Below are 23,809 nucleotides of genomic sequence, written 5' to 3' on the forward strand. Positions count from 1 at the left end.
GTCCACCTAAATACTTTACGCAAATGGGGCTGGTGTCTTTGGTGTCAACCCACCAAAATCTTCAGCGCGCTATTTGAACCGCCGTATGCGGAACCGCACCTACGGTGGTGTTAGAGGGCTGAGGGAGCAATCCCTCAGCCTACTCGATCTACTTCAAAGAATTATTGGTTTTAGAGGGCAAATCCAAACGCTGATTTGAATTGAGCGGCAATTTCATCTTTGCTCATTTGGTGATTTTGTGGTCCCTGGTGGGTAATTTTGATTGAACCCATCAAGCTGGCTAATCGGCCAGTAGTTTCCCAGTCCATGCCATTTTCTAATCCAAATAGCAATCCACCTCGGAATGCGTCGCCGCAACCAGTTGGATCAATCACTTTTGCTGCTGGTACTGGCGGAATCGCAATGCATTTACCTTCAAAGTAGATATCCGCGCCTTCAGCACCCTTGGTGACAATCAACGCCTTCACTCTTTCAGCTACTTTTGCTAAGCTCAGCCCCGTTCTTTGGGAAAGCATTTCGCCTTCGTAGTCATTCACGGCAAGGTAGCTTGCAACATCTACGAGTTCTAACAGTTCTGGACCATTGAACATCGGCAAACCCTGGCCCGGATCAAATACAAATGGAATACCTGCTTCGGCTAGCTGATGGCAGTGTTCCCATATTCCTTGGCGGCCATCTGGAGCAACGATCCCAAACTTTGCTGCACCCTTGGCATTCTTGCTGCGTTCTGCAACCACAGTAGAAACTTGGTTTAGGTGAGATTCGCCCATTGCGCCAGGGTGAAAAGCGGTAATTTGATTATTAGCTTGATCGGTAGTGATCATTGCCTGAGCAGTAAATGCTTGTTCAATTTGACGGATGTGCGTTGCATCAATCTTGAGTTGTTTGAGGCGATCAAGATATGGGGCTGCGTCACCACCTACCGTTGCCATGATGATGGGGTCGCCACCAAGTAGGCTTAGGTTGTAGGCAATATTGCCTGCGCAACCACCGAATTCACGGCGCATTGTGGGGACGAGGAAGGCAACGTTAAGGATGTGAATCTGTTCAGGCAGGATTTGATCGGCAAATTTGCCTTCAAAGTTCATGATGGTGTCGTAAGCGATGGAGCCGCAGATCAAGCTGGCCATAAATAATTACTTTCTAATAAAAATCAATTGGAATAAGTGTGACTGAGGGTTTGCAGTCTATTTTTCAGGGTAAAAAATTCTGACGCGATAGCCTGCAGCATTTTGCGGGAGGGAAATCAACAATGCGGAAGAAAAGATTTCACCGGAAGGGGCGCCATGACGCAAAAAATCCGGATGCGACTCTTGCCAAGCAGTAGGTAACCACTCTTGTGGAGAAAATTGAATCGCTTTAATCTCCGATTCTTCTGCATCCGTGAGAGAAATTTCCAAATTTGGGAATAAAACAGGGGTCGCAAGACGATTTTGTATTTCAACTTGCAACGCTGATTGATTTGAAGCGTTTTTAAGGCCCTCTCGCGCGTTTTCAGGTGAAAGGGTGACCGAAGTTATTTTCCAAGCCGCAAAATCGCTCACAGAACGATTTACACACCCTAGTGCGCGACACAATTGCTCATCCAACTTCTGTAGAAGAGAAAAACTACTTGTTGCGATGGCAGAAGAGCTGCCATCCACACGCGTTGCTAGTGTTGGCAGTAAAGAGTTTCTAGAAAGATGCTCGCCAAAAATAATGAGCAAGAGGAAAAAAAGACCAAGAAGGATTAATTTAGGACTTTTTTTTTTGAGCCGGCAACAAAGTGTCTGTGTTTTTGACGTTAGCACTCGATTTATCACCTTGCGTAGGTAGCGTGCCGTGCAAGCAGACCCAGCCTTCACTCTCTTTCCAGACGGAAAGAGTTAACCACTGGCTGTAAGTTGCAATGACTTCCTCTGCTTGGCGAGCTAGAACGCCTGAGAGAACAATTTTTCCCCCTGGACGTATCTTGTTTACCAAGGCAGGCGCTAAAACTTGTAGTGGATTGGCTAAGATATTAGCCATCACGATGTCGTATTTGGTTTCTGCAGCAAGTTCTGGCGAATTTTCATTAGGCAGAACAAAGCAAATAGTCGCATTGTTGATTTCTGCATTGCTGCGAGCTGCAACCATGGCTTGTGGATCGATATCGGTACCTATAACTGGTTTACATCCCAGTTTCGCAGCGGCAATTGCCAGAATTCCAGATCCACAACCGTAATCGAGCAAACTTTGATTCGAAAGTTGCGTAGTTTGCTCAAGCCAAAGCAAGCAAAGATGCGTAGTAGGGTGGCTGCCTGTACCAAATGCGAGACCTGGGTCTACCGCTAGGCAAATTGCATTCGGGTCAGTAGGTGCTTCATGCCAAGAAGGAACTACCCAAATACGCTCACCAATTTGAATTGGGGCAAATTGACTTTGCGTTAAGCGAACCCAGTCTTGCTCCTCAACAATCTTTTCTTGCGGAGCTGGAAGATTGAACCCCCCTTCTTTGAGAGATGCGAGGAGCTCAGGGATGAAGTTCACCGCATCCGAATCATCAAGCTCTGGATTAAAGAGCGCTGTTACTGAAGATCGATCCCAAGCCTGAACTTCAGGTGAGAGTCCTGGCTCGCCATAAAGCGGGTTTTCATCGTAACCACCAGCAGCATCATCTTCAACGGTGACGGAGAGTGCACCCACTTCCAGCAATGCATCACCCAAAGGCTCTGCAATTTCTGCTGGTACCGTGAAAACGAGTTCACGATAGGACATGTTGACTCCAAACGGACATCAATTGACCTGGGACTTCGGGTTACCGCGACTAGCGGCTTGCTCTTCGAGACGATGCTCTAGGTAGTGAATACTAGTTCCGCCTTCCATGAAGTTCGGATCGAGCATGAGTTCACGATGCAAAGGTACGTTCGTTGTAATGCCATCAATCACCATTTCAGAAAGCGCAATTTGCATACGACGAATCGCTTGTTCGCGAGTATTGCCGTAAGAAATCAGCTTGCCGATCATTGAATCGTAATTGGATGGCACAACATAACCACTGTAGGCATGTGAGTCGACACGAATTCCAGGGCCGCCTGGCATGTGGAATGAACCAATTTTGCCTGGGCTTGGTGTGAACTTAAATGGATCTTCCGCATTCAGACGACATTCAATGGCGTGACCACGGAAAACAATGTCTTTCTGGCGATAACTGAGTTTTAAGCCTGCAGCAATGCGAATTTGTTCTTGAACGATATCAACGCCAGTAATCATTTCGGTAACTGGGTGCTCAACTTGAACGCGGGTATTCATCTCAATAAAGAAGAATTCGCCATCTTCGTACAAGAATTCGAAAGTACCAGCGCCACGGTAACCAATTTTTCTGCAGGCCTCTGCACAGCGTTCACCAATCTTCGCAATCAAGCGACGATCAATGCCTGGTGCTGGAGCCTCTTCAATCACTTTTTGATGGCGACGTTGCATTGAGCAATCACGCTCGCCCAACCAAATAGCATTGCCATGGGTATCAGCCAAAATCTGAATCTCTACGTGGCGAGGTTTCTCTAAAAACTTCTCCATATAGACTTCTGGGTTACCAAAAGCACGACCAGCTTCTTCTTTGGTCATATTGACTGCATTCAGAAGGGCGGCTTCGGTATGTACTACGCGCATACCACGACCACCACCACCACCTGCAGCTTTGATGATGACCGGATAACCCACCTTCTTTGCTGTAGTAATAATTTCTTTTGGATTGTCAGGCAATGCGCCTTCAGATCCAGGAACGCAAGGTACACCCGCTTTAATCATGGCGCGTTTAGCTGAAACCTTATCGCCCATCAGTCGGATTGAAGCGGCGGTTGGGCCAATGAATGCAAAACCGGATTTCTCAACACGCTCAGCAAAGTCGGCATTCTCAGACAGAAAGCCATAGCCAGGATGGATCGCCTCAGCATCAGTCACTTCTGCTGCTGAAATGATGGCAGGCATATTGAGGTAGCTCAGTGGTGATGGAGCGGGCCCAATGCAGACGGCTTCGTCTGCAAGCTTTACGTATTTAGCTTCTTTGTCTGCAGTCGAATAGACCACTACAGTTTTAATTCCCAACTCGCGACATGCGCGTTGGATACGGAGAGCAATTTCTCCGCGATTGGCAATCAGAATCTTATCGAACATGTCGGCTCTGAGTTAAGTAACGGTGGATTGGAATGGATCTAAGAGAGATCTATTAAGCGATGATGAATAGCGGCTGGTCAAATTCAACACCTTGACCGTTTTCACACAGAATTTGCTTGATGACACCAGCTTGCTCGGATTCGATCTCATTGAGAAGCTTCATCGCTTCAATAATGCACAGCGTTTGACCAACTTTGACCGTATCGCCGACTTTGACAAAGTCTGGAGACTCGGGATTTGGTGCGCGATAGAAAGTTCCCACCATTGGTGAGCGAGCTACAAAACCAGTTTCAGCAGGCGCTTCTTCGGCAGCTGGTGCGGCAACGGCTGGCGCAGCTGCGGGAGCGGCTTGCATTGCCTGAACCGGTGCTGGATTAGCGTAAACCACTTGACCGGCAGGAGCTGGAGATCCGGCATTCACAATGCGAACACGATCTTCACCTTCATTCACTTCTAATTCAGAAATTCCTGATTCAGAAACGAGGTCGATTAGGGTTTTTAGTTTTCTCAAGTCCATGGAAAGGCTTCCTCTCTTGTAATTCTTAATTAATCTTTATTTTTGTAAACGTGCGATTGCTGCTTGCAAGGCCAATTCATATCCAATTGCCCCTAGTCCACAGATCACGCCAGTGGCGATATCTGACAGATAGGAATGTTTGCGGAATTCTTCACGCTGATGAATATTGGATAGGTGTACTTCAGTGAATGGGATAGCAACACCAGCTAAGGCATCACGTAAGGCGACGCTAGTATGGGTAAAGGCGCCTGGATTAATAATGATGAAATCCACCCCATCTTGTTTAGCTTTTTGAACTCGGTCAATCAGCTCACCTTCATGATTGCTTTGAAAGGTAGATAAATCGACTGAGTGAGACTTGGCGATGATGCTAAGCTTGGTATGAATATCTTCTAGGGTAGTTTTGCCGTAAACCTCTGGCTCACGGGTCCCTAGCAGATTGAGGTTGGGGCCTTGGATAACGAGAATTAAAGTATTTTTCGACATAGATCGATATTTTTAGAGGCAGTTAGGTTTAATTGAGCCGCTGGCGACCCATTGAAATAAGACCCCAGTCAATCGCTTTCAGTATAACTTTAAAAAGAACTAAATTTACCGAGACATGGAAAATGGCCTTCATTAATAGATTAAATATTATTTCTTAAAATAAAAGGAGATGGATAATTTTAACAGCATTTAGTCTATTTTAATGAAAAATAAAAGCCACAGTAAAAAATCTGCAAAACCATTTTATGCATGACATCTGACTCTCATTGCTCGGTAGGCGTCATCCCAGCAGGGGCCTGAGTTTCTAGCATTCCGCCCTGACTTAAGTAATTTGGAAATGCCCATATTTTCCAATCTTTCGTCTTTTAGTAGGGCTAAATAGCGCTCTGAGAAAATTCTACTTCTGATTACGGCCAATTCAACCGTTCAGCCCAGATTGGTTTTTGAAAGCTTGTTGCGGCTACCCGACTTTCTTATAGCGCCTCGCGGACGGATAGGTCAAAATAGGTCTTCAATACCCCACCCAAATCCGAATCCTCAAGATCAAGTTTGGTAACACCCTCTTGATGAACCGCCTTCAAGGCATTTCCCAGAAGAATAATTGGCCCTATGTGATTCGTAGTGGGTAAACGATAATTTACCCATGAACAGCGAACACCTATTTAGCCAAGCATTGGGACTGCCTGCACCATGGCAGGTGCAAAAAGTAGAGTTTCCATCTTCGGATACGGGTCAAAGCGAGCTACACCTTTTCATTGATTTTCCTAGAGGGTCTCGCTTTGTCGATGAGTCTGGGGCGCTCTGTCCAGTTCACGATACTGTTCCTCGTCGCTGGCAGCACTTGAGCTTTTTTAACACACCTGTTATTTGCATTGTTCTTTACCTCGGATTACCACTTCTGATGGCAAGGTCGTCACGGTAACCCCACCTTGGGCTCGCTCTGGCAGCGGCTTTACGCTGCTGTTTGAAGCATTGGTTTTGGCCTTGATTGAGCGTGAGATGCCTGTTAATCGGGTGGCAGAAGTAATGCAGGCCCTACCCCAACGTATCTAGGTGGTCTTTAACCACTGGGTTAGTGAGGCTCGCCTCGATGATGATTCAGCCGACATTACTCGCTTAGGGGTTGATGAGACTTCCACCAAAAAAGGTCACAACTATGTCACTCTAGGAGTCGACATGGACGAGCATCGCGTCATCCATGTCGTACCCGGCAAAGGCAACGAGACGATTGCCTCAATCAAAGAGCATCTGGCTGGCAAAGGGGTAATGGCGGCACAAATCAAAGAAGCCAGCATGGATCTGTCACCCGCCTATATTGCCGGGGTTGCGCAATGTTTTCCACAGGCGCAGATTACCTTTGACCGCTTTCATGTGGTCAAGTTGCTTAATGAAGCGATGGATCAGGTGCGCAAGTCCGAGCGCGCAGACCATATTGAACTTCAGGGTCATAAGTACACCTTCTTAAAGAACCCGCAGAACTTGTCCGCCGCCAAAAGGCAGGAGCTAGAAGTTTTAGTACGAGCGTACCCCAATCTAGGCGAGGCTTGTCGACTTAAAACTCTCTTTAACGACCTATGGACGATGCCCAGCAAAGAGGCTGCCGGCGCTTTTCTGAACCAATGGTTTGATGAGGTTGATTTGGCAAGCATACCGGCGTTTGGTAAGTTTTCTAAAACCGTCAAGGCGCACTGGGACGGCATCATCCGATTTGCAGAGTCCAGGTTAACTAACGGCATCTTAGAAGGCATTAACCACAAAGTGCAGCTAGCCAAAAGAAGGGCTCGTGGCTACCGCAATATCCAGAACTTCATCAACATGATTTATTTTCTGTGTGGGAAGCTCAAATTTAGTTACCCACTGTATTTCACGTAGAGCCAAATTAAAGTATTTAACTACTGCCCCCTAGGTTATTCATGAAAACCCTAGTCCCCATGAGTGCATAGAAGTTTAGGTGTAGTTTGCAAGGCAGCTTGAGATTCAATCGTTGGATGTTGTAAGGCTTTGGAGCTTATCTTGGAAGTTACCGACTCCAAAATAGGTTAATTTCCGTATTTAACATTTTTCGAACCCCCCGCTGCTGATAAATTATTCATAATCTGGCAAAACCCATTGCGAGATTTTTTTGTAAGCCTATGTTTTTATTAAATTTATTAGTCCCGACCTCAATTGCAAGAATTTCTTTAGATTGCTCATGCTTGCGGTATATTTGCCTTATGAGAATTACCGCTAAATGCAAGATTGCAGTTGATGTCATGCTCGACATCGCTGGACATACGGAAAAAGGGTATGCGATTTCCTTGCCTGTTGTCAGCAAGGGGCTGGGAGTTTCTCGCTCCTATCTTGAGCTGATATTCTCCAAACTTAAGGCTGCCGGACTGATTTCCAGTCATCGAGGCCCTGGTGGTGGCTATTCTTTAGCAAAAAATCTAAGAGATATTTCTGTAAAAGATATTATTGACGCTACGATTGATCCGCAAGCTCGAGTAAGTGGCCTTAGCGCACAGTTATGGATTGCTCTAGAAGCGCATATGCAAAACCAAATGTCGCAAATCACGCTTGATCAGATTCTTGCTAGCACCCCCATTAAGATTGACCCCACTCTTGAGACCCTTGGGGCCAAACTAGCAAGAGCGCAAGAGCGTAAGCAGTCGGTCAAAATATCTCCCAAAATCCCAACCAAGAAGGGGCGACAAGCCTTGGGGCCAAACTCTGTCTTTAGCTTTGGTAAATTTATATTGCAAAAATAGGGCTTAGGCCCTGCCCGATGATTTCTTCGGCAATGAGCCCGCCAAAAGCTTCAGTAAATCTATCGTTAAGCGGGTTGGGTTCAAAAAATCTCAAGTTACGTTGCGGGTTTCGCCAAAACAGCCTTTGCGAGATTTTTTCTAAGACATTGATTTACCTAAAGTAGAGGTGTCATACCCCCTAAAAATCAGGCATTTCAGAGGGCCTTCATCTTTATCGGCCAGTCTTATTCTAGCCAACCATTCTTATCGGCTAGATTGGCTGCTTCTATTTTTGAGTTCACGCCCATTTTCCGATAAATAGTTTTAGCGTGAAAGTTAATTGAAAAAATACTTTCATCGAGCTCCTTAGCCACTGTCTTCATTGGCTTTCCAGTGGCGAGAAGTTTTAGGATGACCACCTCCTTCTTGGTTAGTGAGGAGGGTGGCTGCCGCCTTTTTTTTGGGGTTATGCCAAAGCGTTTCAGAAGCCCCCTTGCAATCTTAGGGCTAATTGGGGAGTGCCCCGCCCGCAGGGATTGAATTGTTTTGATGAAATCTTCCGGGAAATCATCTTTCAGGATGTATCCTTTGGCACCTGCTGCCAGGCTATCCATCACCTTATCCTCTTCCCCGAAGAGGGTGACCGCCATGATATCCGCACCAGGTTGGATGGCTGCAGAAGCTTGCATTACCAGAATGCCGCTGAAGTCGGGCAGGCCAATATCGCACAGTAGCATATCGTAGCCACCCTTTTTAACAAGGTCTAACCCCTCTGCTCCGGTGGTCGCTTTGCCTTTGAGAATGCATGAATTTGATTCAAGAATAATTTTTTCAAAACGATTGAGAAATTGAGGGTTGTCTTCGACCAAAACTACTCGTATTTTTGGTGGTGGGGGCGCATTAAAGCTCATTTCAGTTGGAGTATGGAGCATGAGTGTATTTGTGGGGGGAGATTGATCTATATTTTAATGTGGGTGAAGTTGTTTGCCTTTGTGCGTAAATTTGACCGCGATAGGCAACGCTACCATAGTATTGTCCAAGACCAGATCCTATTTGATTACCCTGAGCCACTCCGTAAATCTCCAGTTGGGATAAAAAGGGACACAATGGTATTGCCAGGCGTGGACTCGATGGTTAATTTTCCACCAATTTCCTCAGTGCGGAAACGCATGTTCCGCAACCCATTCGACTTGCTATCTAGATCTGCCCTGGAGGTATCAAACCCCTTGCCGTTATCGCCAATCTCAAGCATGATTTCTGGTCCCAGGTAGTATAGGTTGAGCATAATTTGCGTGCATTTTGAGTGTTTGATGGCGTTGGTAATGGCCTCCCTGGCAATTTTGGCTAAGTTAAGTCCCGCAGTTTGACTAATTTCGGGCCCATCTTCAGAGTAAGGTAAGTTGTAGTTAATAGCTATTGTGCGGTTGGCGCCTAAGCTTTTTCTTGCTTGCTCTACTATGGTTTCAATGATTTCGGGCAGATTCGGGGTGGCCTCATTAAACCCGTTAAGAATGAGTCTTAATTCGTTCAGCGCTTGTCCAATGTTGTGCTTTGCGCTTTCAACGGTAAGGTTGTCATTTTGCGCCTGTATATTAGCCAGGGTGAGGGTTGCCCCTAAGCTATCGTGTAGATCGCGAGCGATAATATTCCGCTCTCTTTGTGCGGCACTTATTAATTCATACTGCATTTCAAAACTGCGTTTGATGGCTTTGATTGCCTCGTATGCCACCAAAGATATGGTGGGAAAAACAATCAGGTGAGTAAGCGTTTGTGTTTGAACGAGGTATCTGGGTATGCCAATAGCGGTAGCGAGGATGGAGACGGCAGGGAGGGTGCCGATCCAGTAAAGGCAGTCATGCAGCGTAGCAAAAGAGGAGATAGTGAGAAATAGAAACATGCTAAATAAGGGGAAGCTGCGCCTTTCTATCGCAATCTTTAATATGAAGGAGGTGACATATATCAGTCCTGTAAGTTGGATCAAGACGAGAGCGTTCACCATGAAGTGGATTTCATCAAAAAAGCTGAGCGTCACTGCCAATATGACGGCACCTGCGTAGTACCATATTAACCAGCCTGGCATCTTTTCTTTGATGAGGGTATAGGCAACAAAGGTAACGCTAAAGAAGAGTCCAATGCAGCTAGCCCAAAGAGTAGCGCGCCACGGAGCCCACCATTCATAGGGTACTAATTCGGGTCGGGACCAGCTAAGCCACCAGGGCCAAAGAATCGCCAGCGATAAGAATCCTTGCAGTTTTTGATTGCGCCAATCCGATGCGAGCAAGAAGATGAGGATGCCGGCAACGCATATGCATAAGGTTTGCGCGCCAGACAAGACGATGGTATTCCAGAAGATGAGACGATCGCGGTAGCTATTGGTGCTGAGGTAGTCTCCAATTAATACTGCGGAAATGAGATTGTAAGAGAATGAAACATAACTGCGGACGGCAATAGTGTGTCGAGAATTATCGGGGTCTTTTTCGTAATGTATTAGTAATGTGCCGCTATTGACCCCACTATTAAGAACTTGATTGGTTTCGTTGGAGGATGGCACAACATCATGTAACTTGCCGTCAAAATAGATTGAGCCACCGTGTGGAAGATCTTCAATGAGAACGCCTACAGAATTGGAGTCCACCTTGCTGTCGTCATATTCAAATTGAATCCATTCCACCGCACCTTTTTTTTTGCCAACTTCTGGTATGGCATGAGGTAGTTCAATGGTCTTCCATGCCGAGGGAGGCACATCCTCCATCTTGGTTGCATCCGAACGGGCAATTAGTCCATGATTGATGACGGTGAGATTTTTAGGGAGTGCGGTATGGAGTGCTGGCGCAAGATAAAGTAAGGTACTTGCAATGGCGCAATATAGAAAGCTATTCGAATATTTTTTGAAATTGAACATTAACACTCTGTTTTGATCGGGCTATTTACCCAGCACCCTAAAGTAGTCGCTATTTTCCTTGAGCCATTGTTCTGCCAAGTTAACACCCAATTCTGGTGGATACCATTGAGGCTTGATGAAGGGGTATAGTTTGCGGGCTGACAATGGGATGAAGCGATCCCTGCCAAACATAAATCCATATGCCTCGCGCCACGTTTTAAGCTTGAACAGTAAACCAGATCTATAAAGGTTTAAAATGACTTGTGCACTGGTGTCAATGCAGATATTGAGAATGGCAAAGAGCATGCCATATTGGCGGCGCCAGTATCCCCCGCCAATATGTTGATATAGCTCAAAAGCGATGGATCTATGCTCAATCTCTTCGGATGCATGCCATAGCCACATTCTTTTCAGGTTTTGGTCGCAGACATCACCAAGAAGGTTGTCCCGGAGGGCTAGGTAGGAAAAAATGGCGGTAATATGTTCGTAGGCCATAGTCACTGCAAGTTTGGTTGTGTGGCTGTGAATCTTATTGAAGATAGACGAGCGCACTTCAAACCACCCCAGTAGAGTAAAGGGTAGACCTTGGTCATGGAGGTAGTCGTTGAATTCCTGGTGTGCATGACTATGCATGGCTTCTTGGGCGGTAAAGATGCGAATTTTTTCACTCAGCGCAAGGTCCCGTACTAAATTTTTACGCGTGATATCCCTAAAGGTTTCGATGAAATAGCCCTCTCCGAAGGGGAAGAACATGGATAGGGTATTAAAAAATTGCGTCTTAAAGCTGTTGTTAGCAAGCCACAACGGCTCAATCTCTTTTAAAAGTTGAAATTGAATTTTTCTGATTTGCATTATTTTCGTCAAATATTTTTTCAGCAATGCCTGTGCCTTTAAAAAATAAAGACCCACAACTTCTCGATAATCGGTAGCCTCCTTGGAGGGGGTGAATGCGTAACTTATTCCCTCTAGTTTAGTCTTAAATTGTTACCATGTTACTGCTTGCGTTGCCCGCTATAAACCGTGTGTGCATATTCACTGTACTCTGAAGTTGTGCCGGCAATTTTACTGACGCCCGATGAAAAAAGCGCTCAGAAGGTGAATTCATTGCCTAATGGCTTTGGGTGATTGGGGTTGTTGTGCGGCGGCGAGCGGGTATTTCCAAAAATTCGGATAAAATTCCACGCTTGGTTAAAAAGCCTTAATTGGCAAAAACCCCTATTTGATACTTAAACACCATGCTAAAGAAATACCTTGCCCCTCTTACTCAATTTTTGTGTGCCCTCTTATTTTCCTCGCATGTCCATGCGCAGGGGGCTGGAGACTTCCTGGCGTCCCTTGGCGTGAGTCGGCTGATGCCGACGGTGAGCAATACCGATCCATTGGTATCTGGTTCCGACCCCTATGGCGTGGTGGTGCCCTTGCTCCAGTCTAATTTAAATGGCGCTAGCGCCAGTATTGGTGGGGCTACTCCTTTCAGCATGGCCTTAGCTTATTTTCTAACAGACCATTTGGCCGGAGAGCTTCAAATTGGATACCCACCCAAATTGAATGTAAGTTTTTATGCGCCGTCTTTTGGGGCTGATAACAATGCGATTTCTGCTAATGCTCTTGCGCCCGTAGCGCAGGCGAAGTATTTCTTTTTTGATCCCCAGGCATCCATACGCCCTTATCTCGGGTTGGGTGTTACTTATATTAGCTTTACCGGGGTCTCGGTATCTAGTGATTCGGCGCTTTACAGAAATGGTGTTGCTAATCAAGGAGCCAAGATGGATGCAGTTTGGTCTCCAGTCCTTAGCGCTGGCGCTTTGTATGCACTTGATCGCAACTGGTCTGTTGGTGCTGGTGTAACTTATGTCCCGATGAAGACTGTATTAACCATGTATGGATCGACACCTGAGGCTGGTGCCACAACTAGCACGAGTACCACCTTAAGAATATCGGCGATGGAATATGGGCTTAAGTTGGGATATCGTTTCTAAACTAAATGCTTGAGAGCTAGCCTCGCAAGGCTGGGGCCGCGATAAGCAAATGCTCTGCGATTTGATGGGCAGAAAGCAGTTGGGGTCAATGGCAGGGTGGTAAAGGCGCATCTCAGGTTAAGGGCCATGTTAACGCCGGCGGTTATTGTTGGGGCATAGGGCTATTCCAGAGTTGGGGCTCCTGGGTTTCGCCTGAAGGCTATTGGCCTAAGTGCCTCGGCCACAGAATCAATCCGGTCAACTGCAGGTTTGCGGTAGAACAATATGCCCATGAATGCCGACGGAAAACTCAAGCGCGGCCATGTGCGCCTTTGTGCTTTTGGGTCGGCAAGCGTGCAAGGGTCGGATCTTCAGCCTCTTAAGCTCGCAACACCCAAGGACCAGGCCAGCCTTGATGGGGTAAATCTGAATAAGGCGTATTAACCCCCTGCCTGCAAATCGTTTTCTTGAGTGCGATCATTAATGCGGTCGATGCTTTGCGTGAGTGGGTTGCTGAGCGAAAATTTTTTCTTAACCTGCGTCAGGTTGGCGCATACGTTAAATTTGAGGTATGAGATACCCGGCCTGGATTTAAGCTGGCAGCTCTGAAAAAAAGCGCTTGAGTTGTTTTATACGACAAAAAAATGGCATGGAGCCAGGCCCTTGGTTATCCCGGGAGGTGGTGGACAGCCATCATGGTGCCATCACCGCGGTTAACAATTCTGCAGGTGGCGCTACATTGCGATTATTGCTAGAAAACTCAGTAATGCATTCTTCAACTCCAAAATCTTCGTGAGTTGATTGTTTGAGGTGTTGTTGCAACTCTTCGTGGACCAAGGTGAGTGCCTGAAGCGATTTAATGCCTAGCTTTTCCATGGCTCTGGCCTTGTGAAGTTTGATGACTGATTCTGATACCTTGCGTTGAAGAGCAATCTGTTTGATCAGTTTGCCACTGGCTAGCTCTTGAAACGTCTCCTTTTCTTTTGGAGTTAAGGCGTTGTATTTGGTAATTAAAACCCTGTTTTTATCATCCTTTTTTAGAGCTTTTTCAATGCACTCTTTAAGGGTGCCTAGGTCAAATGGTTTTAATAGAAAATGGTAAGCACCATTTCGCATGCTATCAATAATTTGTTGTGGGCGACTTTGGCCGCTCATGAAAATGATGGGAGTGCAAATACCCATTTTCATCAGCTCATTTTGGATCTCAACCCCAGTGATTTCAGGCATCTGCATATCAAGCAGAACCACCCCCGGGGATTCGATGTCTTGGGCATTATGGAGAAATAACTCGGGCGAAGAGAATGCCTTTATCCGGTATTTCATCTGCTCTAGTGCTAGCTTGAGCGAATTTCGCATACCCTCGTCATCATCCACGATGTATATGGTGGCGTTATTCATGCTGGAAATTGAGGCGACTGATGTCATTTGCAGTATTTATATATTTAGCCCGCTGCGAATAATTCCCTGTTTAGGGCGTCGCTTGATAAGTGATCTGACTTTGCTTTTTAATGGAGTCATTGCTTCGAGGTTCGGCTAGAACGGCAGATGAAATATCTGATGAGGTAGATAGCAGATCGGCTTCAGTAGCAATTGGGTGTGACATATCAATCATTCATCCTGTTGTAAATGGGTTTTACGAAGCCACTTTAAATATTTACACCATTCTCCCGACCTAAGGTGCGTAGGCATATACCTTAAATGGGTAGTAATTTCGGCGCTTTTCAGTTAGCTCAAATGAAAACCGAAAGCCATTGACCAACATATCAGTGGCCTGCCCTTAACAATTCATTTTTTAAATCAGCCACGCGGTACCGTATGAAGCGCAGGCCGGACAAGCAGCTTTTGTCTTTGCGGAATATGTTTTTTCGACTTCATCAATTACCAATCAATATCAGCAAGGGTGTTGATGGTGCTGGTGATAAATCTTCAAATTGGATGACATCAAAACAGCGGTTTAAGTAAATAACTCAGGGGGTTGAGGGTGATGCGGGGCTGACGTGACAGCTGTCCCGCCCCTGCTGAATAGCCTTGCATCATGAGAGCTCATCCGCCGAAATTTTTTCGGAATATGCCATAGATAGGGTTTTTATAATTTAAGCTAAAAAAATAAAACTCAACTAAATCATAGTTTTGGGAAGTGGTTACAGTGAATTTTTTAAAATTAGCACTTGTTTTTAGTAGTAACTGCCTATATTAGGGGTACAATTTTTATGTATAGTCGGTAAAAATGACGGACATTATTGATATTAGGGTTTTTACCTAATTTTTTGCCACAATGCGATGGTGTACCCGCAATCTGGCGTATTGATAAATTTCATTTTTAAATCTAATAAGTGGTGTACCACTTATTAATGTCTTCTTGGGGTTGATATATGGCTGACGTACAAAAAGTAATACGGTTCTCTTTTAAGCGTAGTGATATCAAGAGCGTAAAAGTTGCTGATACCGATTTAATTATCACCACCAAGGCGGGCAAGAAAATTGTAGTGCGCGATGGGGCACTGCAATCCATGATGGACAAGGATTTGCAGTTTGCTTTTGAGGATGGTGACGTTTCGGCGGCCACCCTGTTTAAAGATGCTGGCGAAGTCCCGGTTGGCGCACTGGGTGATGCAGGTTCTTCGGCTGGAATAGGTGCCGAGAGCGCTGGCGAGGCCGGTGGTGCTGTCGAAGCGTCCGCAAGTGCAAGTGCTGAAACAGGTTTCTTTAGTGGCATCAGCCCGTTATGGGGTGCTTTGGGTGCGTTGGGTATTGTAGGCATTGCCGCAGGTGGATCAAAGGGATCTAGCTCTAGTTCGGACTCAGGTTCGGGCTCAGGCTCTGGCTCTGGCTCAGGCTCGACCAATCCAACGCCTCCAAATCCAAATGATACGGATATTGCTAAGTTAACGCCGGAAGAGGTTTCCAAACTTTCTTTAGAGTTTTTAGCCGCTTTGACTAGTACACAGTTGGGGCAATTTAATGCAAACGCCTCTGGCTTTACTGTAGCTCAAATCAGTTCCCTTGGTACTAATGTAGGTTTTTTATCGGCCCTGGCAGTGTCCTCTCTGCCAACCGCCGATGTGAAGGCTTTGAGCTCCGCGCAAATTGCCTCTTTGGGTGATACCGTAGCTGCTTTGACGGATACTCAACTGGCCGCCTTGGGTGCCAATGCGGTGGGTTTCACGGTTGCGCAAATTAGCGCGCTTGGCTCGGGGGTTGGCGCTTTAAGTTCTGCTGGTATTGCGGCATTGCCGACGGCTGATATTGTGGCATTTACGCCAGGACAATTTGCGGCTTTGGGCACTAATGCCCTGGGCTTGACTATTGCGGATATTAATGTAATGGGTACCGCAATTGACTACTTGACCTCAGTAGCGGTGGGCTCTTTATCCCTTCAGAGCATCAAGGCTCTAACATCGGATCAGATTGCAACATTAGATAACTCTGCTGCTGGCTTAACGCCTGCTCAAATGAGTGCTCTGGGCTTAAATGTTGCCTATTTATCGACCGCTGCGATTGAGGTGTTGCCTCCGGCAGATTTTGCTGTACTCAGTATTGCGCAAATTGGCGCCCTAGGTACGGGCATTGCTGCACTCACCAGCGCCCAGGCTACGGCATTGGGTGCTAATGCCGCAGGATTAAGTACCAGTCAGGTTGCTTTGCTAGGAGGACAGGTTGCTTATTTTTCCTCGGTTGCAATTGCTGCTCTGCCCACTCAAGATATTGCTGCCTTGAGCGTGTCCCAGCTCGGAGCCTTGAATACCAATGTCGCAGGTATGACAGTTAGTCAGGTACTGGCCTTAGGTACCAAGATTAGTGTCCTAACGACAGTAGCGCTCAGCGCATTGCCTGCGCAAGACATTGCCGCCTTAACTAAAGCGCAAGTCGACGCTTTGGGGGTAAACGTTGCAGCTTTAAATGCAAATCAGCTGGCTGCCTTAGGCGCAAATGCGTCGGGCCTCAGTGTCGCTCAAATTTCAGCGCTGGGCACATCGGTTGCTTATCTTAGTGCCCCAGCTATTGCTGCCTTACCTACTCAGGATATCGTCGCACTAAGCTCTGCGCAAATAGCTACCTTGGGTACTAACGTCTCCACTCTGACTGTGGCGCAAATTGGGGCGCTGGGTACAAATGTGACTTATTTAAGTTCTGTGGCGGTTGGCGCGCTCCCAGCGGCGGATATCAAGGCCTTAAGCGCTAGTCAACTAGGTGCTTTGGGTAATACTGTTGCGGCTCTTTCGGCTGCTCAGGTTGCTGCGTTGGCCGCAAATGCTAGTGGCTTGACTGTAGCGCAGATAGGGGCCCTAGGAACGAATGTTGGGGCATTGAGCTCAGTTGCTCTGGGCGCCTTGCCAACGCAAGATATCACAGCCCTAAGTGCAGCGCAGGTGAACTTCTTAAATGGTAATGCCGCTGGTTTGACGCCTGCGCAAATGATTGCAATGGGGGCTGCTGTTGCCAATTTGAGCTCGGTTGCTGTTGCCGCTTTACCAACGCAGGATATTAAAGTGCTCAATGCCTTTCAGATTGGCGCCTTGGATACTAATATTGCCGTCTTATCAAACGCGCAACTTGCAGTTTTAGCCAGCAATGCATCTGGTTTAAGTGTTGCTCAAACCATTCTGCTTGGCACTAATATTGCCGCCTTAACTTCTGCCGCCATTGCGAGCTTAAGTACTCAGGATGTTGCCATTTTGAGTCAGGCTCAGTTATCGGTCTTAGGAAGTAATGCTGCTGGCTTAACAGTGTCTCAGGTTGCAGCCTTAGGTACGGGCGTGGCTTATTTAGGCTCTTCCGCAATCACTGTTTTATCCACGCAAGATATTAAGGTATTGAGCGCCACCCAAATTGCCGCATTAGACCAAAACGCGGCAGGCTTGACGGCGGTGCAAATTGCCGCATTAGGTACCAATGTTGCCTTTCTAAGCTCCGTGGCTGTTGGTGCACTCCCTGTGACCACTGTCACCGCTTTAACCTCCTCACAGGTGGCTGCCCTAGGCACAAACATTGCTGGGCTGACAGACGCTCAAGTGGGCGGCTTAGGGGCAAATGCGGCAGGTGTAACGCCCACCCAGATTTCTCTTCTAGGTGATGACATTCGTTTTTTGACTTCAACCGCTATTGCTGTCTTACCTACGCGTGATATTGAGGTGCTGACTTCTAGTCAGTTAGCCACTTTGGGTACGAACGTGGCAGCCTTTAAGGTTGCGCAAATACAAGCTTTGGGTACTAATGTTGCTTTTTTAAGTTCATTGGCGATTGCCTCTTTGCCGTCTGTGGATATTGGAGCGCTTACTGCTGATCAGGTGGCGGTGTTGGGTTCCAATGCTGCCGGTTTAACTGTTGCTGGTGTGGCTGCTTTAGAGGGTAATGTTGCCTTTCTGAGCTCTTTAGCAATATCTGCATTACCTACGCAAGATACTGCTGCCCTAACTCCTGCTCAGTTGGGCGCCTTGGGTACCAATGCAGCCGGTTTGGAGGTTGCTGATATTGCCGTTTTGGGCGCTAAGGTTGTCCATTTGACTGCTGTAGCGCTGGCAGCTCTTCCACTAGCTGATATATCCGCTTTATCCGCCGCGCAGATTACTGTCTTGGGTGCGAATATCGTCGCGCTTTCGCCGGAGCAAATTGCCGTGTTGGGTGATGGTGCGGCTGGCTTGACTGTTGCTCAAATTACTGCGCTAGGTTTAAACGTGCGCTATTTGGGATCCGCAGGTATTGCTGCCTTGCCTGCTGGCAATATTGCCGCCCTGAGCGAGTCCCAGGTGGCGGTATTGGGCACCAATCTTGTCGGCATGACTGCGGATCAGGTTTCTGCACTGGGTACCAACACGTATTACTTGAGCTCCTTAGGATTGGGTTCTTTGCTGACTGAGGGCATTCGAGTGTTGACTACTCAGCAGGTTGCCGCATTTGAGACCAATGTCGTTGGTTTAACAGTTGCTCAAATCGGAGCCCTAGGAACCAAAGTGGGCGCTTTCACTGCCTTAGCCATTGCTAATTTACCCAATCGCGACGTTGGCGCGTTTACAGCCGCTCAGCTGGCTGCCCTGGGAACTAATGCGGCCGGCCTAACGGCCAATCAAATTAGCACGGTAGGGGCTAATGTGGCCTACCTTAACTCATTGGCCGTTAGCGTTATAAGTTCGGATGGCATTGCCGGTTTGACCGTTGATCAAGTGAGGGCATTAAACACCAATGTTATGGGAATGACTCAGGCTCAAACGCTGGCTTTGGGGACTAATGTTGCCTACTTATCAACTCTGGCGCTGGGCAATCTTCCAACTCAAGATATCGCCGTACTAACTAATGCGCAGGTAAGCGCCTTGGACGCAAATGCTGAGGGTTTAACAGTGAGCCAAATCACTGCGCTAGCTACCAAGGTGAAGTTTTTGAGTGCCACAGCAATTGGCGTGTTGCCAGCCGATCATATAGCGGCATTCACGGCAAGTCAGTTAGCGGCAATGGGCACGAATGCGGCAGGTTTTACGGTGGCACAGATTGGCGCCCTAGCTGACAATATTATTTATTTAAGCTCCCTTGCTATCAATTCGTTGCCGGTCGAAGTAATGGCAGCCTTAACTAGCTCGCAAATTAACTCTTTTGATGCTAACGCTGCTGGCTTATCACCAGCTCAAGTTATTGCACTGGGTACAAAGGTGAGTTACCTTACATCCGGTGCAATTAATGTCCTCTCTACCCAGGATGTCAGGGCCATGAGTGCCGCCCAAATCTCTGTTTTGGGTACCAATGCATCTGGTTTTACGGTGGCGCAAATTGCCGCCTTGGGTACCCAAACGGCATCGTTGAGCTCCACTGCTCTTGGCGTCCTTCCACTGGAAGATGTAGCGGCCTTATCCGCCACTCAAATTGCCGCCTTAGCTAGCAATGCAGCCGGTTTTACGGCCGCGCAAATTGGTGCCTTAGGCACGGGTGTTGCCTACCTCACTTCGTTGGCAATCAACGCTTTAAGTACCAAGGGAGTTGCCGCGCTGACATCAGCGCAGTTAGCCGCCCTAAGTGATAACGCAGCCGGACTGACAACAGATCACATTACTTTGCTCGGCACTAAGGTATCCTTTTTAGACGCCTCGGCAGTTGCTGTATTGCCTGTGCCTGATATTCAGGTGCTGACATCAACACAGATTGCCGCTCTGGGCTCTACTGTTCGAGCAATGACGGCGACGCAGTTAGCTGCTCTTGACTACAGTGCGAGCGGATTTACTCCTGAGCAAATTGCTGTACTGGGAACCAATATTGCTTATCTAGGCTCTATTGCTATCAGCGTGCTTCCAACGCAGGATATTGCCGCTTTAAGTATTCCGCAGCTGGGTGTTTTGGAAAGTAACTTAGCGGCATTAAGCACCGCTCAATTTGTTGCTTTGGGCACTAAGGTGCAGTATTTAAGCTCCGCTGGAATAGCCTCTTTGCCAACCCCTGATATCGCCATCATGACGCAGCAACAATTAAATGCGCTTGGCAGTAATGCGGCTGGTTTAACCACCTTGCAGATCAGTACTATGGGAACCAATGTATCCTATCTGGGTACTTTAGCAGTTTCAGTCTTGCCAATTAGTGATATTGCCGCTCTCACTAGTCTTCAGGTGGAGGCGCTTAATATTAATGTCGCTTACTTAGGTTCAGACCAGGTTGCAGCCCTGAATCAAAATGCTGCTGGCCTTGGTGAAACGCAAATTGCGGCCCTAGGCCTTAACGTTGGCGCACTTAGCTCTTTAGCGGTAAGCGTCTTATCAACTGCAAGTATTACCAAGTTTTCCAATGCTCAGTTGGCAGTGCTCGGAACCAATGCTGCGGGTATAACAGCGGTTGATATTGATGCGCTAGGGACATCCGTCAGCTATTTACAGACCTTAGCTGCTCAATCCCTTTCGACTGCAGCAATTGCATCGCTCGACTCAGCCCAAATTGCCGTATTTGCATCGGCGGATTTTGCCGTGCTTAGTTCTGCTCAAATTCGGGCATTGGATTCATTGGCGATAAAGACCATGGGCTCAGCGCAAATGCAGGCGCTAAGCTCGGGTGTGCAATATCTTACGACAGGCGCCTTGAGTCAATTAAGTTCCGCAGTAGTGGCCGGGATAACTCGAGGTGCATCGGAGTCAATTCGAGCGGACTATATTCAATATTTGGCAACCGAGGTGATTGATGCCATGAAGAATATTTCCTTTGGCGCTGGACAGGGATTTACTATTGGCCAGATGGTAAATTTTGGGACTGCAGCAGCAGGATTAAACCTGTATCAAATTACGGCCAATGGATACGGACTGGAAGTTTTGGGTAGCCTGTCGGTAGCGTCTTTGCGGCCAAGTATTCTGGCCGGCTTAACCAGCCGCAATAACGCTGGGGATTTTACCGCTACCCAGGCCTTCTCGGCTGAGCAAATGAATGCGTTGCAGCCATCCTTTTTGGGGGCGATAGGCCGTTCTAACTTTTTTAAAAATTTGTCGACCCAAGCTGCTCAAGCCATGTCCACTGTTCAAATAGCGGCATTAGGCAGTCTGGCCGGAGTGGGATTTGGTGATGCTGCTGGAAAGGATGGCTTGCAGACGCTTGGCACTAATGTTGCATATTTGAGTTCACTGGCATTGTCTGGTATGCCAGCTGGCGGCGCAAATAATTTCTCAGCAGTGCAGTTGGGTGCTTTGGGTACCGCTGTGGTTGGCTTTCAATCGGCGACGATTGGTGGGTTGACTACAAATATTAACTACCTTTCCTCCGCAGCATTAAATGCCCTCACCACCAATACGGCTGGATTAAGCGATGTTCAGGTTGCTCTGCTGGATACCAAGTTATCCTACTTTAGTGCTGCTGGTATTGCCAATATAGCGTCTGGAATTATTCCTAGCTTAACCTCTGCAGGCATTGCCAGTATTGCTACTAATATTGACGCATTAAGCAACGCACAATTAAGTGCCTTGGGTAGCAATGCTGCCGGTTTATCGGTAGCCCAAATTGGTATTCTTGCTACCAAGATTGGCGTACTAAGTTCGCTTGCCATTAACTCGCTACCTAGTCAAGATATTGCTGCCTTCACCAGTGATCAGATAGCCGCCTTGGGTAGCAATGCTGCCGGCTTGAATGTGAGTAATGTGCTTGCACTGGGTACGGGCGTAGCTTATTTAAGTTCGCTTGCCCTTGGGGCGGTACCAAATGAGAGCATTGCCGCTTTGACTAATGCTCAAGTTGCGGCTTTAGATCTGAACGCTGCCGGATTATTAGCTGCGCAAGTTGCTGCGCTTGGCGCTAAAGTTGAATTCTTGAGTACGCAGGCTCTTGCAGTCTTGCCATTAGAGGGTGTTGCCATATTGAGCGGTGCTCAAGTGACTGCGCTCGGCACTAAAGTAAGCGCATTAAGTGCTATGCAATTGGGCGCACTAGATCTCAATGCATCCGGTTTAACGGTTGCGCAAATCACTGCACTTGATATTAAGGTTGCGTACTTGACCTCTGCTGCGATTGGGGTTTTATCTACCCCAGGTATCGCTAGCCTAACACCAGAGCAGGTTGGTGCTTTAGGTGGTAACGCCGCCGGCTTGACTGTTGCGCAGATTGGCGCCTTGGGTAATAACATTGCCTATTTAACCTCGGCTGCAATTTTGGCTCTGCCAAATGAGGATATTGTTGCGCTCAGTAGTGGGCAGATTACTGCCTTAGGCCTCAACATCACTTTCTTAACTGCTACGCAGTTAAGTTCTTTGGGTGCCAATGCTGCTGGCTTGCTAGAGCCGCAAATTAGCGCCCTAGGCACGAATATTACTTATCTGAGCTCTGTGGCGATTAATGCTTTGCCTCCGGCCGATATTGCGGCATTCACGGCGGATCAAGTTGCTGCGCTAGGATCAAATGCGGCCGGTTTAACGCCGAGCCATATGGCTGCTCTTGGTAATAAAGTGGCCTATCTCAATTCTGTGGCGCTTGGATCATTACCGGCTAATGATATTGCTGCGCTCAGTGCGGCACAGGTCACCCTCCTGGGGGGCAATATTGCCGCCTTGTCGGCAACACAGATTCCAGGCTTTAACGCCAATGCTGCCGGCCTTACTGAAAGTCAGATTGCGATCTTAGATCTCAATGTGCAGTACTTGAGTTCAATTGCGATTGGCGTGCTACCAGGACCCGACGTTAGCGCCTTTAGCAATCAACAGGTTGCTGTATTAGGTAATAATGCGGCTGGATTTACAGCGGCACAGATGAGTGCATTGGATGTAAAGGTTGCTTACTTGAGCTCGCTAGCTGTCAGCGCGTTGTCATCCCAGTCTGTATCCGCATTTAGTGTTAGCCAAGCGGCTGCGATGGGGGCAAATGCTGCTGGCTTCACGGTTGCACAGATTGGAGCCTTAGGGGCAAAAGTGGGCGATCTGACTGGCATTGCTTTGGGCAGTCTGCCTGATGCTGATATTTCTGCTTTGTCAGATTTTCAGGTGAGCACTCTGCGAGTAGAGGCGACAGGATCTTTGAGCGATCATCAAGCCCTTGCATTTGGCGATGGGGTTGCTTTCCTTACTGCATCCGCTTTGGGTGGATTTACATTTGATGCGGTTGATGCATTAAGCTCTGTACAAATTGCCGCCCTCAATACCAACACAAGTGGCTTTACTGTCGCTCAAATTCAGGCCTTAGATACTGAGGTGAGTCATTTAACTGCGCAAGCTTTGGGCTCTATTCAGGACACTGTGATTGCAAATTTCACGATTGTCGAGGTCATGTCGCTCGATGATAATGCTGTTGGTTTAACGGGCAATCAATTGAAAGCTTTGGGTGGTCTGGTTGCTGACTTTACAAGTCTTGCCGTCAGCTCTCTAGATCTAAATAGCATTACCTTCCTGACCAATGATCAAATCACTTACTTTGACGATAATGCCGCTGGCTTTACTGCGAGCGAGTTACGTGTGTTTAGTGGTCAGCAGATCGCAAGCCTTTCAACCGTAGCGATGGACTATTTAGTTGCAGGGGCTATTTCAGGTATTGAGACTGTTGATATTGCCTTTCTTTCCACTACACAACTCAATGTACTTGATGCAACGCAGAATGCGGGCTGGACTACAGAACAGTTGGCTGCCATGACGGCTGAGCAGTATGCTGTTTTACATTTTTAATGCACAAC

At 47.4% G+C, this 23,809-nt stretch carries 14 protein-coding genes and 1 pseudogene; 4 read left to right on the plus strand and 11 right to left on the minus strand.

Annotated elements, in window-relative coordinates; genetic code table 11:
- Positions 1 to 170 precede the first annotated feature (170 nt).
- The 6 genes from ACIQZ3_RS08110 to aroQ are packed head-to-tail and all read right to left on the minus strand — an operon-like array spanning position 171 to position 5,137.
- The gene (locus ACIQZ3_RS08110; RefSeq protein WP_397392057.1) at positions 171 to 1,130 is read right to left on the minus strand and encodes a carbohydrate kinase family protein; all 960 of its coding nucleotides are present in this window, start codon (positions 1,128 to 1,130) and stop codon (positions 171 to 173) included.
- Positions 1,131 to 1,187: 57 nt separating this feature from the next.
- Positions 1,188 to 1,790 (minus strand): DUF3426 domain-containing protein, encoded by a 603-nt coding sequence (locus tag ACIQZ3_RS08115; RefSeq protein ID WP_397392059.1) that lies wholly within the window; start codon positions 1,788 to 1,790, stop codon positions 1,188 to 1,190.
- Positions 1,735 to 2,736 (minus strand): 50S ribosomal protein L11 methyltransferase, encoded by a 1,002-nt coding sequence (gene prmA, locus ACIQZ3_RS08120; protein WP_397392061.1) that lies wholly within the window; start codon positions 2,734 to 2,736, stop codon positions 1,735 to 1,737. The genes ACIQZ3_RS08115 and prmA overlap by 56 nt, the downstream gene beginning before the upstream one ends.
- Positions 2,737 to 2,754: 18 nt before the next feature.
- Positions 2,755 to 4,134, minus strand: a complete 1,380-nt coding sequence (accC, locus tag ACIQZ3_RS08125) for an acetyl-CoA carboxylase biotin carboxylase subunit (RefSeq protein WP_397392063.1) — start codon at positions 4,132 to 4,134, stop codon at positions 2,755 to 2,757.
- 52 nt (positions 4,135 to 4,186) lie between these two features.
- On the minus strand, positions 4,187 to 4,651 hold the full coding sequence (gene accB / locus ACIQZ3_RS08130) for an acetyl-CoA carboxylase biotin carboxyl carrier protein (protein ID WP_397392065.1): 465 nt from the start codon (positions 4,649 to 4,651) through the stop codon (positions 4,187 to 4,189).
- A 36-nt stretch (positions 4,652 to 4,687) separates the two neighbouring features.
- On the minus strand, positions 4,688 to 5,137 hold the full coding sequence (gene aroQ, locus ACIQZ3_RS08135; RefSeq protein ID WP_397392067.1) for a type II 3-dehydroquinate dehydratase: 450 nt from the start codon (positions 5,135 to 5,137) through the stop codon (positions 4,688 to 4,690).
- Between the two features lie 643 nt (positions 5,138 to 5,780).
- On the opposite strand from aroQ, the pseudogene ACIQZ3_RS08140 reads away from it, so the two are divergent.
- Both ACIQZ3_RS08140 and ACIQZ3_RS08145 read left to right on the plus strand, forming a co-directional pair.
- Positions 5,781 to 7,009, plus strand: a pseudogene (locus ACIQZ3_RS08140) (ISL3 family transposase).
- Positions 7,010 to 7,350: 341 nt separating this feature from the next.
- Positions 7,351 to 7,884, plus strand: a complete 534-nt coding sequence (locus ACIQZ3_RS08145) for an RrF2 family transcriptional regulator (protein ID WP_397392069.1) — start codon at positions 7,351 to 7,353, stop codon at positions 7,882 to 7,884.
- Between the two features lie 224 nt (positions 7,885 to 8,108).
- On the opposite strand, the gene ACIQZ3_RS08150 is transcribed toward ACIQZ3_RS08145, so the two are convergent.
- From ACIQZ3_RS08150 to ACIQZ3_RS08160, 3 genes are all read right to left on the minus strand, one after another.
- Positions 8,109 to 8,795, minus strand: coding sequence for a response regulator (locus ACIQZ3_RS08150; protein WP_397392071.1), 687 nt, complete (start codon positions 8,793 to 8,795; stop codon positions 8,109 to 8,111).
- Between the two features lie 125 nt (positions 8,796 to 8,920).
- On the minus strand, positions 8,921 to 10,765 hold the full coding sequence (locus ACIQZ3_RS08155) for a sensor histidine kinase (RefSeq protein ID WP_397392073.1): 1,845 nt from the start codon (positions 10,763 to 10,765) through the stop codon (positions 8,921 to 8,923).
- A gap of 21 nt (positions 10,766 to 10,786) precedes the next feature.
- Positions 10,787 to 11,596: a metal-dependent hydrolase gene (locus ACIQZ3_RS08160; protein ID WP_397392075.1), complete on the minus strand. Its 810-nt coding sequence runs from the start codon at positions 11,594 to 11,596 to the stop codon at positions 10,787 to 10,789.
- A 383-nt stretch (positions 11,597 to 11,979) separates the two neighbouring features.
- Here ACIQZ3_RS08160 and ACIQZ3_RS08165 point away from each other — a divergent pair, with 383 nt between their 5' ends.
- A complete protein-coding gene (locus ACIQZ3_RS08165) occupies positions 11,980 to 12,723 on the plus strand; it encodes an OmpW family protein (RefSeq protein WP_397392077.1) in 744 nt (247 codons plus the stop codon).
- A 672-nt stretch (positions 12,724 to 13,395) separates the two neighbouring features.
- Here ACIQZ3_RS08165 and ACIQZ3_RS08170 read toward each other — a convergent pair.
- Entirely contained in the window at positions 13,396 to 14,100 is a 705-nt protein-coding gene (locus tag ACIQZ3_RS08170; RefSeq protein ID WP_397392079.1) for a response regulator transcription factor, read from the minus strand.
- Positions 14,101 to 14,170: 70 nt separating this feature from the next.
- The gene (locus ACIQZ3_RS08175) at positions 14,171 to 14,305 is read right to left on the minus strand and encodes a hypothetical protein (protein WP_397392081.1); all 135 of its coding nucleotides are present in this window, start codon (positions 14,303 to 14,305) and stop codon (positions 14,171 to 14,173) included.
- Between the two features lie 769 nt (positions 14,306 to 15,074).
- Here ACIQZ3_RS08175 and ACIQZ3_RS08180 point away from each other — a divergent pair.
- Positions 15,075 to 23,801 (plus strand): beta strand repeat-containing protein, encoded by an 8,727-nt coding sequence (locus tag ACIQZ3_RS08180; RefSeq protein WP_397392083.1) that lies wholly within the window; start codon positions 15,075 to 15,077, stop codon positions 23,799 to 23,801.
- Positions 23,802 to 23,809: the final 8 nt, after the last annotated feature.

The organism is Polynucleobacter sp. (genome assembly GCF_044342855.1).
GTDB lineage: Bacteria > Pseudomonadota > Gammaproteobacteria > Burkholderiales > Burkholderiaceae > Polynucleobacter.